Raw genomic sequence first — 14,468 nt, forward strand, 5'->3', positions numbered from 1 at the left:
TTCATAAACTATGACAAAAGCTTCTAGGTATAGAAGCTTTTGCAAAGGAATCAATATGATTAGTGTTTTCGATATTTATAAAGTGGGTATTGGACCTTCAAGCTCTCATACCGGCGGACCAATGAAAGCAGGAAAAGAGTTTATCGATGAGTTACGTTCGAAAGGCAAGCTTCGAGAAATCACGAGAATTACTGTTGATTTATATGGCGCACTGTCACTCACAGGAAAGGGTCACAACACAGATATAGCCATTATTATGGGTCTAGCGGGTAATCTACCGGAAGATGTCGATATCGAAAGTATCCCCGGTTTTATTGCACGGCTGGAGAAAAGTGAAAGGCTTCCTGTAGGCATGCACTGTCATACGGTGTCCTTCCCTTATAATAAAAGCATCCACTTCCATAATACAAATTTGGAACTGCATGAAAATGGCATGCAAATCCACGCATGGATAGAAAACGAGAAAGTGCTCTCCAAGACTTACTATTCTATCGGAGGCGGATTCATTGTTGATGAAGAGAATTTCGGCAAACAAGAGGAACAGTTAGTAAAAGTTCCTTATGAATATTCTACAGCTGAAGAATTGATTAGACATTGTAAAACTGAAGGATTATCGATTAGCTCTTTAGTGTTAGAGAATGAAAAATCGCTGCGCCCAGACGGTAATATTCAAGCTCAGTTTACCCATATCTGGAAAACGATGCGTGAATCTATGGATCGCGGTATGAATACCCAAGGGGTACTACCAGGACCAATGCGGATCCCTCGTCGTGCTGCTGCGCTTTGCCAACAACTTGTGGCTTCTGAATCTACATCTAATGACCCTATGGCTGTTATTGATTGGGTCAATATGTTTGCTTTTGCAGTGAGCGAAGAAAATGCATCTGGAGGCCGAGTTGTCACAGCACCTACTAATGGGGCTTGCGGTATTGTCCCAGCAGTAATTGCTTATTACGACAAGTTTATCCATAGAGTTACCGAGAAAGACTATATGCGTTTTCTGGCGGCATCTGGGGCTATTGGTGGATTATTTAAACAGAATGCTTCCATTTCAGGAGCGGAAGTTGGCTGCCAAGGAGAGGTTGGAGTTGCCTGTTCAATGGCTGCTGCTGGGCTTGTTGAGTTATTGGGTGGTAGTCCTGAACAAGTATGTATCGCTGCAGAAATTGGTATGGAACACAACCTGGGACTGACTTGCGATCCTGTATCTGGAAGGGTGCAAATACCTTGCATTGAACGTAATGGAATTAACGCAGTAAAAGCGATTAACTCTGCACGTATGGCACTACGTCGTTCTTCAGATCCTCTCGTGTCTCTTGATAAAGTCATCGAAACAATGATGGAAACAGGTAAGGATATGAACTCTAAATATAGAGAAACCTCTTTGGGTGGATTAGCTATCAAAGTTCTTTGCTGATGTTAAAAATATTAGATGCAATCTTTATTGCTGGTAACTTTATATGATTTTATTTTAATTAAAAAATAAAAAATAAAAACCAAAAACAAAACCAGATCTATATTTAATTTGATATTATTTCAGAGTTTAAAAATACGAATGAGCTCATATAAAAAACTTTCGCTTTCACAACTCGTTCAGATTGAAACGGAACAATATTAATTTAAAATCATCTAAATCATCATAGCTACTGAAATTGTTGTGGCTGTTTATTTCATGCATTTGTAAGATGAGAAGTAATTAGCTCATCTTACAAATTAGCGATGCCTGATTGACACTCTTAATCTTTAGCATTTAAACTTAATTCTCGTAATGAATGTTTAAAGTCAAAAACAACTTTAACCATCTATTCAATTCATACATAAGTTGTAGTTAACGCTTAGTTAAATACAATCGTAATATTTATCTACTAATAAATATTACGATTAACACTGCCAATAACACTCTCGTCTTTTTTACCCATTTAGACAATGAGTATAAGCATACTCAGATAATCGTTGACCACCTGTATTCCCTCGAGCACTTTAATAGATTACTCTGTTAAGATTAATCTATTAATTGTTACTTAGGCTTGTTCCGTAAAGTTTTTTGGGGGGGATCCCTAATAAAATACTTTATAAATAGCGTTAACCAAGGTGTACTAACTAGGTTACTGACTATTAAGACTGCTGCACTACAGGCATAGCATATTGTAGGGAGTGTTATGTTATTTTTATTAGAAAGATTGACGCTATAACAAGAATAAAGTACATAAAAAAAGCCAGTAGGGGTGACTACTGGCTTCATAAAAATGTAGATTTAATCTAGTGTTTAGTGCCTCAGCTAGTACCTAAAACTGCTGAAACCAACGCTGGATCTGTTGAGGATCTTTACTTTGAGTTAACGATAACATCAACAAAATACGGGCTTTTTGTGGATTAAGATTACCAGCAGCAACAAAGCCGTATTTGGCATCATCTATTTCAGCATCTAGAGTAGTGGCACCGGTCGGTACACGGCTAGAGCGAACAACCAATATGCCTTTTTTGCTCGCCTTAATGAGTGTATCGAATACAGAGTGATAAATGTTGCCGTTACCTACACCCGCACTAATAATGCCGTCAAACTCCGCTTCAACCATAGCTTTAGCAGGTAAATCACTAGCATTAGCGTAGTTATAAACAATACCTACCTTTGGTAAAATATCGAGCTTGCTGATATCAAAAGGGGTTTGAGTCGTATGTTGACGTTCCGTTCTGCCCATATACTCAACCTTACTGTTATGAATAATACCAAGCGGGCCAAAATTAGGCGCGGCAAAGGTGTGTACTCCAGTAGTATTAGTCTTCGTTACATCGCGGGCGTTAAGTACTGTATCGTTCATCACGACTAAAACACCTCTGCCTTTAGACTCTAGATTAGCGGCAATGGCGACTGCATTATACAGATTCATAGGTCCATCGGCACTCATAGCAGTGGATGGACGCATTGCACCAACCAGCACTACAGGCTTATCGCTCTTGACAGTTAGATTCAAAAAGTAAGCAGTTTCTTCTAAAGTATCAGTGCCATGGGTAATCACAATTCCATCGACATTTTTATCAGCCAGTAAAATATTAATCCGTTTGGCTAAGTCTAACCAAACTTTATCGTTCATATCTTGCGAACCAATTTTAACGAGTTGTTCACCTTGAATTTCGGCAAGCAACTTTATCTCCGGCACAGCTGCTATTAAGCTATTAACCCCGACCTCTCCAGACTGATAATTTGACTCAGTAGCCGATTGGCCCACTCCAGCAATGGTTCCACCTGTGGCAATAATTCGAACCTGTGGAAGCGCTTGCACCGCAGAGGATAGAAATAACCCTAAGGTAACCGATAGCAAGAGCTTACGTATAGAAAATTTCATACTAACTTCCTTTTATTAATAATAAACACTTCACAAGTGTGCACTATTATTAAATTCTCACCGTGATAGTTATCACTAATTTTAACAACTAAGAACAAATAACAATCTAATCAAAAAATAAAATAAAATAAAATAATAAAACATTTTAAATAAATACACTTTTAACTAACACAATACTTTTACAAAAAAACATTTCTACTTTTAAATCATAAGTTGACAAAAAAATAACAATTAAACATACAACTTAGATCAAACAGTAATAGATCACACAAATCAATTCAGTTGAGATATTTATCTAACAACTAAACAAAATATTTAACCAGATACAAATAAGTGATCTCCATCTATATTTAAATACTCCTTAAGGGGTAACCTCTCAGCCAATAGTTAAGGGGAAAGTTCCCCTTCATATTTTCGAAGAGTTATTTTTGATATGCAATTTAAGCTTATATACACATACCATAGCTCAAGGTCGAAAATATATCTTACTATTAACAGGATTTAATAGGATAGAAATGAAAAACACTAATAGCACACGTATCGAAGAAGATTTATTGGGTACTAAAGAAGTTTCTAATGAATTTTATTATGGCATTCACACATTACGTGCAATGGAAAACTTTAAATTAAGTAATCAAAAAATCTCAGACGCACCTGAATTAGTACGAGGCATGATGCTAACAAAAAAAGCGGCTGCCATGGCTAATAGCGAATTAGGGGCTGTAAGTCCCGAGATTGCGAATAAAATTATTGAAGCCTGCGATCTGATCCTCACTACAGGTCAATTTGTCGACCAATTCCCAGTAGATGTTTATCAGGGTGGTGCTGGTACCTCGGTCAACATGAACACCAATGAAGTATTAGCCAATGTTGCATTGGAACTCATGGGGCTAGAAAAAGGCCGCTATGATGTCATCAACCCTAATGACCATGTTAATAAGTGTCAATCCACTAATGATGCTTATCCAACAGGTTTTAGAATTGCATTGGTCAACAGCACAGATACTTTGTTAGAGGCATTAACCGACCTCATCAGTGCCTTCGACACTAAAGCTACAGAATTCAAGACCGTATTAAAAATGGGCCGCACTCAGTTACAAGACGCTGTGCCTATGACATTAGGCCAGGAGTTTCACGCTTTTGCTGTAACACTGCGCGAAGAAATTAAATCAATTAAACGTTGCCAAGAATTATTACTTGAGGTGAATTTAGGCGCAACGGCTATTGGTACTGGTCTAAACACTCCAATAGGGTACTCCTCATTGGCCATTAAACATTTGGCTGAAATTACTGGACGTGAATATGTGCCAGCAGAAGATTTAATTGAAGCGACATCGGATTGTGGCGCCTACGTTATGCTGCACAGTGCAATTAAGCGTATGGCCATTAAAATGTCCAAAATCTGTAACGATTTACGCTTGCTTTCATCGGGTCCACGCACAGGATTCAATGATATCAATTTGCCTCAGCTACAAGCCGGTTCGTCAATCATGCCTGCCAAGGTCAACCCTGTGATCCCAGAGGTGGTTAACCAAGTGGCTTTTAAAATTGTCGGTAACGATATTACGATCACTATGGCCGCAGAAGCCGGCCAGTTACAACTTAACGTAATGGAACCTGTCATTGGCCAGGCGATGTTTGAGTCGCTAAGTCTTATGGGGAATGCCTGTATCGCACTGCGTGAGAAGTGTGTTGAAGGGATCACAGCCAATCCTGATGTCTGTATGAATCATGTATTAAATTCTATTGGCATCGTGACCTATCTTAATCCGTTCATCGGTCATCATGAAGGCGACATTATCGGCAAAATTTGTGCCCAAACGGGTAAAAATGTCCGTGAAGTGGTGCTAGAACGAGGCTTATTAACAGCTGAAGAACTCGATGAAATCCTCTCTGTAGAAAACCTAATGCATCCTAAGTATCAGGCTAAACGAAATACTAGCAAAACCAAAGTGTAACTCTGTTGGGTTGGAGATTCTCTCCAACCCAAACTCGATTATTAAACAATAAGCTTCTGCATAATTAACCTTAAGCAGAATATGACAATCAAAATAACAAAGAGTTAATACCATGATTATATTAGAGATAATTATCGTACTTGGGGCTATTTACCTAGGTGCAAGAATGGGGAGCATGGGGATCGGCTTTGCTGGCGGTGTCGGAGTGCTGATACTGACAGCTGGACTTGGGCTAACACCAGGGACTATCCCGATTGATGTAATCCTAATCATTATGTCGGTGATCACCGCCATTGCAGCCATGCAAGTATCGGGAGGGATGGACTACCTCGTCTCACTAGCAGAGAAATTACTACGTAAACATCCAAAGCAAATTACCTTTCTAGCACCCGTCGTCACTTATTTCATGACACTCTTTGCTGGAACGGGCCACACAGCATTCTCAACTTTACCTGTTATAGCAGAAGTAGCCAAAGAACAAGGTATACGTCCATCTCGACCTCTATCTATCGCAGTTGTAGCATCTCAAGTCGCCATTACTGCCTCACCTATTTCAGCGGCAGTAGTGTTCTTCTCTGGCATCCTAGAGCCACTTGGAGTGGACTATTTAGTGCTATTAGCAGTATGTATCCCCTCCACTTTTCTCGCTTGTATGGTCGGGGCCGTAGTAGCCAATTTAATGGGTAAACCGCTAGCAGAAGATCCGATTTACCAAGACCGTTTGGCTAAAGGATTAATCAAAAAACGTGGTGCTACCCAAATAAACATTAAAGACGGTGCTAAACGTTCAGTGGTGATTTTTTTAATGGCTATTGCGGCTGTGATGATTTATGCCACTGCGATTTCCGACAAAGTGGGATTAATTGTTAATCCGGTATTGCCTCGCGATTCAGCCATCATGGTGATTATGCTAACTGCTGCTGCAGCTATTACGATTTTTTGTAAATTAGACGCTAGCGAAATTTCTAATGCTGCCACTTTTAAGTCAGGTATGTCTGCCTGTGTCTGTGTGCTAGGCGTTGCATGGTTAGGGGATACTTTTGTTGCAAACCATATTGATGAAATCAAAGACCTTGCAGGAACCTTACTGCAGAGCCAGCCATGGTTATTGTCGGTAACACTATTCTTCGCTTCTATGTTGCTCTACTCACAAGGGGCCACAACTAAAGCGCTAATGCCTGCGGCATTAGCCATTGGTGTGAGCCCTTTAACTGCCGTTGCCTCTTTTGCTGCTGTGAGTGCGTTGTTTGTACTACCTACTTATCCAACGCTACTGGCAGCTGTCGAAATGGATGACACTGGCTCAACTCGAATTGGTAAGGCGGTATTTAACCACCCATTCCTCATCCCTGGTGTAGTGACAATTGCTACCAGTGTCGCGTTAGCGTTCTTATTTGGCGGCATGATTATATAGCTCAATGTTAAGCAATGTTATCGAAGGGCTAATCCAGAAAATGGATTAACCCTGTTCTTTTAATCTTTATATAGAGACTTTGTTTTGGGGTAATGCTTACGCATTTACATCATAACAAATCTTATAAGAGGTGAATTAATGTCAGAAAAAACGCGCGTTCCAACCGCCATCAATGGTGGACCATTTGGACAAGCCTGGTCAGCTAGAGCCGACTGCTTACAAAGTTTGACAGGGGCTTTACTGGGCGCTTTCTTATTAGTGCATATGCATTTTGAGGCAAGCATTTTATTAGGCAAAGAAACCTTCTACCGCTTCGTACAAGTACTTGAAGGTGGCATGTTTAGCGCTACTGGGCACGGTTGGCCACTAGTGACACAAATTTTTTCAGTATTTATTTTAGTTATCGTCGTCGTTCACGCGGCGCTGGCATTACGTCGCTTTCCGGTACAACTCGGCCAGTGGCGTGCACTTCGTGGGTTTATGTCCAACATAAAGCACAAAGACACTCGCGCTTGGTATTGGCAAATGATCACTGGATTCATCTTATTTTTCTTAGTCTCAGCACATCTTGCAACCATGATTTTAGATCCTGAAATTGGTCCACACCTCTCAGCCGACCGCGTCTATAACGGACATGCCTGGATCTTGTATGTGGTATTCCTTCCGGTTGTATTAGTACATGGCTTAATTGGCTTATACCGAGTGATATTAAAATGGGGAGTGAGCAATAACCGTTCTCTCATACGCACCATTGCCCAGGTGTTAATGATCTATTTACTTTGTTTAGGTTCATTAAGCCTCATTACCTACATCTCTATTGGCAGTGAACTGACACTACCCGTTCAGCCTTTTATTCCGAAGTAGTAGGCATGCTAAGGGGACGCTAAGTGTGATTGCCTGGCAACAAACAGCCAGAGTCAATAACAAAATGAGTCCCCTGAATCGCAAAGCTAAGCCTCAACACACAGACCCTCCACTGACGAATAGGTGCATTACATCTATCGCAGGGGCGCAATGGAAATTCATACATATTATCTAGATTATTAGATAAGGAGCTGATTTTGAAACTTATTTATACTGACTCATTAATCATTGGTGCCGGGCTAGCAGGCCTTAGAGTCGCTATTGCCACCAAAGAACGCGGCCTAGACACTCTGGTATTATCGCTTATTCCGGCAAAACGTTCACATTCCGCGGCTGCTCAAGGCGGTATGCAAGCAAGCCTTGGCAATACAGTTAAAGGCATGGGTGACAACGAAGACATACATTTTCAGGATACGGTCAAAGGGTCTGACTGGGGTTGTGACCAAGATGTGGCACGTATGTTTGCCCATTGCGCCCCCAAAGCCATACGTGAACTGACAAACTGGGGAGTGCCTTGGTCTAGAATTTCTGCTGGTCCGCGCGATGTGATAATGAATGCAAAAAAAGTGACTTTACATGAAGCAGAAGAAGCTCATGGCCTCATCAATGCTCGAGATTTTGGCGGCACCAAGAAATGGCGAACATGCTATACCGCCGATGGTACTGGCCACTCATTATTGTATGCGGTAGATAACCAAGCAATATCGATGGGTATTCCAGTACACGAAAGGATTGAAGCCTTATCACTGATCCATGATGGTAAGCGTTGCCACGGAGTCATTGCACGCTGTTTAGTGACCGGAGAACTGCGCGCCTATGTGGCTAAATCAACTACGATTGCGACTGGAGGTTACGGCAAAATTTATGAAATATCGACTAATGCTACTATCTGCGAAGGTATAGGCCAAGCGTTAGCACTCGAAACTGGCGTCGCGACATTAGGCAATATGGAAGCGGTACAGTTTCATCCGACAGCCATCGTCCCAGCAGGAATTCTCACCACTGAAGGTTGTCGCGGTGACGGCGGCATACTACGCGATAAAGACGGTCATCGCTTTATGCCAGACTACGAGCCAGAGAAAAAGGAACTCGCTTCCCGTGATGTGGTATCTCGCCGCATGACCGAACACATTCGCAAAGGTAAAGGAGATGACAGTCCTTATGGGCCACATCTCTGGTTAGATATAACCATTTTAGGTCGTGAGCATATTGAAACCAATCTGCGCGAAGTGAAAGAAATTTGTGAATATTTTCTTGGAATCGATCCCTGCAAAGAGTGGATCCCTGTAAGACCTACCCAGCATTATTCTATGGGCGGCGTTCGTACTAATGCCACCGGTGAAAGCCCACAACTTAAAGGACTATTTAGTGTTGGAGAAGCTGCGTGCTGGGATATGCATGGTTTTAATCGTTTAGGTGGTAATTCTGTGGCAGAAACCGTAGTAGGCGGCATGATCATCGGTAAATATGTAGCCGATTTCTGTGAACAAAATGCCTTAGAAATTGATACTGCCCTCACCCAAAAATTTCTCGATAAGTTACAAAATGAAATCGATAACTTAGTCGACGGTAAAGGTACAGAGAACCCCTTCGAAATAAAAAAAGAAATGCAACGTATCATGATGAATTACGTCGGCATCTTTCGAAATGGTCCTGAACTAGACAAGGCTATAGCCGAGCTTAAAGCATTACTTCTACGCGCAAAAAATCTAGGACTTAAGTGTAAAAAACGTCATTCAAATCCTGAATTAGTTGAAGCTCTGCGCGTCACCAGAATGTTGAAAGTAGCCTTAACTGTCGCCTGTGGGGCTGCTGCACGCACCGAAAGCCGTGGAGCCCACTCTAGAGAAGATTATCCACAACGCAATGATAAAGATTGGCTAAATCGTACATTGGCTACCTGGCCAAATGACGAGTCATTAGAACCCGTTTTACATTATGAGAAGCTCGATGTAATGAAAATGGAGTTACCTCCTGGATACCGTGGTTACGGCAACGATAACAACATAGCCCATCCCGATACTGAAAAACGGACTCAAGAAATAAACAAAATAACGGCAGAACTTGGCAACGCCCCAGATAGGTATGCACTGCAGCAAGCATTGATGCCATATACGCTACCTAGCCATCTACAACCAGCTAATGAACGTCTTAGCGATACATTAGCAGTCATACCATCTCAACCGGTAGGAAATAAATCATTATGAGCCGAAAAATCACCTTTAATATCTTCCGCTACGATCCACAAGATAGCCAAGATAAGCCAAAAATGGAACGTTACGAATTAACCGAAACAGATGGTATGACAGTGTTTATCGCATTAAATCAACTGCGTGAACAACAAGATACTTCGTTACAGTTCGACTTTGTGTGCCGAGCAGGTATTTGTGGCAGTTGCGCCATGGTGATTAATGGCTTCCCAACTCTTGCCTGTCGTACCTTAACGGCAAATTACCCTGATGGTGAAATCACCTTAATGCCTCTACCTGGCTTTGAACTGATTGGTGACCTGTCGGTAAACACCGGGAAATTTATGCGTGAATTAGCCGAGCGATTAAAGCTCTGGTTACATCCTAAACCGGACGATCAAGACATGCATCGCCTAGAAAATCCAATGGCACCAGAAGAAGCCGCGCGGATATATGAATTGGAACGCTGTGTCGAATGTGGTGTCTGCGTCTCTGCATGTGCCACCAAACAAATGCGAGACACCTTTGTGGGCGCAGTAGGCATGATGAAAATTGCCCGTTTCGAAATGGATAGTAGAGACAACCGCAGCGCAGACGACTTCTACCATGTTATCGGCAATCAAGATGGAGTCTTTGGCTGCATGACGCTGTTAGGTTGCCAAGATAACTGCCCTAAAGACTTGCCCCACATGCAGCAAATTGCTTACTTACGCCGAAAAATGGCCTCGACAATTCTCTAGTCAAAAAAAGTCCTTTAATCAAAGAGCTTGCTGCTTTGGCGAGATTGATGAGGGCAATACAGCATTAAAACTTTGCAAACAGGCGTCCCTGTTTGCAGTAAATATGTGGGAGCTTTTGCATTGTCGCTAGGCACCTGCTCACGCACTGTCACAAGTGCACATCCTTACTACTAGCCAGTGCTTAATCGGTAACCAAACCAGTAGCAGAACACTAGTAGTTGTTATGTAAGGAAACATAAATGAAACCGTCCCAACTAAAATCTGCAATTATTATGCTGAGCTTTGCGGCTCCCATATTCACAACTCAAGCTAATAACAACACCGATACTAATGAGGAGTTACGAGCTGAACTACAACAAATTCAGCAAAGGCTCGCCACGCTTGAAACCCAAGACAGTGAGTCATCTTTGCTCTCTGATACTCAATTTAATTTTTATGGTTCTCTACGTCCGACATTCGGTCTTACCCATACCAATTCAGACGATGTGTGGGATGTTGGAGATGCTAACTCACGGATTGGTTTTGCGACGGAATACCAATTAGGAGATGGCCTAATGGCCTTTGCTAAAGGCGAGTTTAAAGTTGATATAAGAAATGATGGTGACTTTGGCGATGCACGAAAAGCCTATGTTGGAATCGAAGGTTTTTTAGGTCGGTTTGCTATTGGTAAGCAAGCAGTAACACAAGAAATTATTTACGATCCTGTCGATATCTTCAATCGTTCAGGAACCCCAATAGCCTATGATAGTGCAAGTCCATTTAGACTTAACAATCTAGTGACCTATAGAAAGCAATTCGGCGATATTTTGTTTTCTGCTGATGCGCAATTCGATGGTAACAAAGGAAGTGATGGGAGTGATTTCTTTAACACCGGTTTACGTTACAAAACAGACCTAATCTACATAGCCGCAGCGTTTTACACAAAAGAATTGGAAGACGGTACAGATGAAAATACCGTAGGTGTCACCTTAGCTAAAAACTTTGAGTCACTGTACCTAGCAGCTGCTTATCAAAACATAGACAAAGACATCGCCGATGGTTCAACTCTTGATATAGTCGCAAGCTACTTCATCAATGAAACCTATAAAATTAAACTGGGGGTATCCAAATACGATGATGGTGGCAACAATATCACCTCAGGCAATTATAATGCCTATAACACCACCTTTGAATGGCATAAAACATCGAAATTCAGTACCTTCATCGAATATCAGAAAAAAGACTTTGAATACCAAGAGACTGATGATCAAATTATGATCGGTATGCGCTATAACTTCGATTATAAGTTTTAAGCCGTAAATGAACTTCATGATTCAGTAAAAGTAATGGCGCCCTAAGAAGCTTATATTTATTAGAGTGCCATTATATACTGTAAGCATGAGCAAACTAACCATGGTTAACATGGTTAACATGGTTAACATGGTTAACTACTACTTTTAAATACACTAACAGTATAAATCTACCCCCCCCCCTGATATTCCGTTAAGAACAAGCTACGGAGGATTAACGCATAATGTTAATTCTCCGTAGTCAATTATCCATAAAACATCGGAATATTCACTGCATAAATCGAAAATACTACTGACAGTAGTTCAAGAAATTGTCAAAAATGATCCAGGAAAATACAAACCTAAGCTTTGCTGAGTTCTACTGACTAATCGTTTTCCAAGGACAATGGATAAGAAACAAATAAAGGACTAATGAGGATGACATGAAGTAGTCAACTAAATAAAAATGCACATAAGAGCGACAAGCATTTCCATCACCAATGAAAAAACAGCAGGTTAACTCAGAAACGTCAGGTTTCTCTTAGCTACAATGAAAGTGAAACAGGAACAAGAAAGCCCATATAAAGAGAGAAACAAAAATTTTATACTCATAAGTCTAAGAATATAAATAACAAAGGGACAAGGGGACAAGGGTAATAACAGCAATGCAGATGTTAAACTTTCTTTTTCTAAGCTATATTTTACACAATTAAAAACGGCTCGCATATTTCTATGCAAGCCGTTGTTTTATTTGGCAGGGGTGGCAAGACTCGAACTCGCAACCATCGGTTTTGGAGACCGCTGTTCTACCAATTGGAACTACACCCCTGTTGACGAGGGGCATTATGCTAAAACCACCACCAAAGGTAAAGTACTTTTTATAATAAAGTGCTCAATTGCAGTTTTTTCAGGCAAGTTAGCCAATCTAGTCAATTTATGTATAGATCATACAGCTAAGTAGAGCCATTTGGCTCCAGATCAAACGTACGTCACATCCGCACGCCAAACCAAACCCGGTTTATAGTGTCAACGTTAAACAGCCGCTTTAACAAGTTAGACGCAATTGTAGACTCATAATTCGCTATCTTGTAACGATGCTTTTTGGATTGACTGCTGATGAGTCCTGCATCACTCATTAATCTAGCAACCATATAACGGCCAACATTTTCACCAAACTGATTAAGCTAGCCAGCTACTGTTCTAGCTCCTGCTAAGCCACGACTATCACGGTGGATTGCAATTGCTTGCTGGCGTAACTTCTCACACTCAGGCTTTACTAATCCACGATGTTTGAGATGATAATGTTAGCTACCACGCGATATTCCAAACAAATGACAAAGCTGTTTGTCGATGTTCTACTCTCTCGATAACGATTCAATTGACGCTATCGTTTGATGTTGTCTTGCATTAAGAGAGCGGTAGCCTTTTTAGGATATCTTTCTCCCATTCAATATTCCTAATTTGGGCTTCGAGCTCTTGAATTCGTTTTTGTTCAGGAGTGATGGCATTAGCTGATGAGGTAACACCTTTAAATTCTTGTCTTAGCGGGGTTACTTAACGTCTAATCGCCGTTAGGCCTACACCGGTTGCATCACAAGCTTCTCGGATAGTGTCGCCTGTTTAATCACAAGGTTAGCGGTAGCTATTTTAAATTCTGTTGAGTAAGTTGGTTGAGTCTTCATTACTTTTTACATCGTTTAATCTTCAGGCAAGTTTACCTCATATCGGTGTACAGTTTCATTAAGCTACAATACAGTAAACTCGCAGCCTTATAACGAGCAATTAAACTGGCCAACTATCGCTCTCGCACCTGCTGAGCCACGACTATCCTATCGTTTGATGTTGTCTTGCATTAAGAGAGCGATAGCCTTTTTGATGCCATCTATACAACAATGTGATGCAATCAACAATCAACCCCTCAAAATACAGACGTAAAAAAGCCCGCTATATGATAGCGGGCTGTTTCACGACTCTATCAAGTCAATTAGGCGCCTAGAAATGACCTATTTCGCATGGGCATATCGTCCACACAAGCATTATGCTCATATTAACCAAACCGTAATTTCAACAAATGACAGACGTAAAAAAGCCCGCTATTATGTAGCGGGCTGTTTCACGACTCTTTCAAGTCAATTAGGCGCCTGAAAATGACCTATTTAGCATGGGCATATCGTCCACACAAGCATTATGCTCATATTAACCAAACCGTAATTTCAACAAATGACAGACGTAAAAAAGCCCGCTACATAATAGCGGGCTGTTTCACGACTCTTTCAAGTCAATTAGGCGCCTGGAAATGACCTACTCTCGCATGGGGAGACCCCACACTACCATCGGCGATACTGTGTTTCACTTCTGAGTTCGGAATGGGATCAGGTGGTGCCACAGCTCTATGGTTTCCAGACAAATTTGTTTATCTAACGCACTATTCTTGATGCATTAAATAATAATTCGGAAAGCTGATTGCTTTTACTCTTATTAAGAATCTTGAGTTCGACAAGTACACGGATGTACTTGATGTCATAAACGCATGGAGCATTTTATGACCACTGTTTAAGCGCCTCATTCTAACACTAAGGTCAGTAAAACCCATCTGGGTTGTATGGTTAAGCCTCACGGGTCATTAGTACAAGTTAGCTCAACGCCTCACAACGCTTACACACCTTGCCTATCAACGTAGTAGTCTCCTAC

At 41.2% G+C, this 14,468-nt stretch carries 8 protein-coding genes, 1 tRNA gene and 2 rRNA genes; 7 read left to right on the forward strand and 4 right to left on the reverse strand.

Annotation, left to right across the window (positions count from 1 at the left end; all coding sequences use genetic code 11):
- The first annotated feature begins 55 nt into the window (after positions 1 to 55).
- Complete coding sequence (locus EGC86_RS09505) at positions 56 to 1,417, forward strand: L-serine ammonia-lyase (RefSeq protein ID WP_123777349.1); 1,362 nt, start codon at positions 56 to 58, stop codon at positions 1,415 to 1,417.
- Between the two features lie 868 nt (positions 1,418 to 2,285).
- Here EGC86_RS09505 and ansB read toward each other — a convergent pair.
- Complete coding sequence (gene ansB, locus EGC86_RS09510) at positions 2,286 to 3,344, reverse strand: L-asparaginase 2 (protein ID WP_123777350.1); 1,059 nt, start codon at positions 3,342 to 3,344, stop codon at positions 2,286 to 2,288.
- 515 nt (positions 3,345 to 3,859) lie between these two features.
- Here ansB and aspA point away from each other — a divergent pair.
- The 6 genes from aspA to EGC86_RS09540 all read left to right on the forward strand — a co-directional run bounded on the left by aspA (position 3,860) and on the right by EGC86_RS09540 (position 11,801).
- Positions 3,860 to 5,302 carry an aspartate ammonia-lyase gene (gene aspA, locus EGC86_RS09515; RefSeq protein WP_123777351.1) on the forward strand — a complete coding sequence of 481 codons (1,443 nt, stop codon included), beginning with the start codon at positions 3,860 to 3,862 and terminating at the stop codon, positions 5,300 to 5,302.
- Between the two features lie 112 nt (positions 5,303 to 5,414).
- Positions 5,415 to 6,716, forward strand: coding sequence for an anaerobic C4-dicarboxylate transporter (locus EGC86_RS09520; protein WP_041412770.1), 1,302 nt, complete (start codon positions 5,415 to 5,417; stop codon positions 6,714 to 6,716).
- A gap of 138 nt (positions 6,717 to 6,854) precedes the next feature.
- Positions 6,855 to 7,580: a fumarate reductase cytochrome b subunit gene (locus tag EGC86_RS09525; protein ID WP_059744834.1), complete on the forward strand. Its 726-nt coding sequence runs from the start codon at positions 6,855 to 6,857 to the stop codon at positions 7,578 to 7,580.
- Between the two features lie 197 nt (positions 7,581 to 7,777).
- Positions 7,778 to 9,787, forward strand: a complete 2,010-nt coding sequence (locus EGC86_RS09530) for a fumarate reductase flavoprotein subunit (RefSeq protein ID WP_123777352.1) — start codon at positions 7,778 to 7,780, stop codon at positions 9,785 to 9,787.
- On the forward strand, positions 9,784 to 10,509 hold the full coding sequence (locus tag EGC86_RS09535) for a fumarate reductase iron-sulfur subunit (RefSeq protein ID WP_011636162.1): 726 nt from the start codon (positions 9,784 to 9,786) through the stop codon (positions 10,507 to 10,509). Before EGC86_RS09530 ends, EGC86_RS09535 begins: the two co-directional genes overlap by 4 nt.
- Positions 10,510 to 10,748: 239 nt before the next feature.
- Positions 10,749 to 11,801: a porin gene (locus tag EGC86_RS09540; RefSeq protein WP_123777353.1), complete on the forward strand. Its 1,053-nt coding sequence runs from the start codon at positions 10,749 to 10,751 to the stop codon at positions 11,799 to 11,801.
- 728 nt (positions 11,802 to 12,529) lie between these two features.
- Here EGC86_RS09540 and EGC86_RS09545 read toward each other — a convergent pair.
- The 3 genes from EGC86_RS09545 to EGC86_RS09555 all read right to left on the reverse strand — a co-directional run.
- A tRNA-Trp gene (locus tag EGC86_RS09545) sits at positions 12,530 to 12,606 on the reverse strand.
- A 1,459-nt stretch (positions 12,607 to 14,065) separates the two neighbouring features.
- A 5S ribosomal RNA gene (rrf, locus tag EGC86_RS09550) occupies positions 14,066 to 14,181 on the reverse strand.
- 198 nt (positions 14,182 to 14,379) lie between these two features.
- Positions 14,380 to 14,468, reverse strand: a 23S ribosomal RNA gene (locus EGC86_RS09555); the annotation flags it as partial.

The organism is Shewanella frigidimarina, assembly GCF_003797125.1.
In the GTDB taxonomy this organism is placed as follows: Bacteria; Pseudomonadota; Gammaproteobacteria; order Enterobacterales; family Shewanellaceae; genus Shewanella; species Shewanella frigidimarina.